Origin of the sequence: Streptomyces prasinopilosus (assembly GCF_001419695.1) — a bacterium.
Taxonomy (GTDB): Bacteria; Actinomycetota; Actinomycetes; order Streptomycetales; family Streptomycetaceae; genus Streptomyces; species Streptomyces prasinopilosus.
This window is the reverse complement of sequence record NZ_LIRG01000279.1, coordinates 8,876-9,100: the sequence shown is the minus strand read 5'-3', so window position 1 is coordinate 9,100 and position 225 is coordinate 8,876. Positions and strand designations below refer to the sequence as shown.

The 225-nt window shown below is 78.7% G+C and carries 1 protein-coding gene; it reads right to left on the bottom strand.

Features of this window, described 5'->3' with window-relative positions; translation table 11 throughout:
* On the bottom strand, positions 1-225 hold a 225-nt coding region (locus AOK18_RS33305), incomplete at both ends, for a hypothetical protein (protein WP_167738681.1).

Here is a 225-nt window from a genome sequence, read left to right as displayed (position 1 = left end):
GGGTGTGTGCCCGGCGGGGGCGGGGGGTGTGCCGCGCGGTCGTACAGGGCTTCGGCGACCGGGTCCTGGGCGGCGATGTCCTGCGCCCGGTAGGGGTCCTGGTCGTAGGCGTCCTGGAGGTACGTGTCGGCGGGCGACTGCGGCGCCTGGTCGGGACCGGGCGGCGGGCCCCCCTGGGGGTCCGACTCGGGACGGCCCGAGTCGCCCGCGGCATGGCCGCGGTCA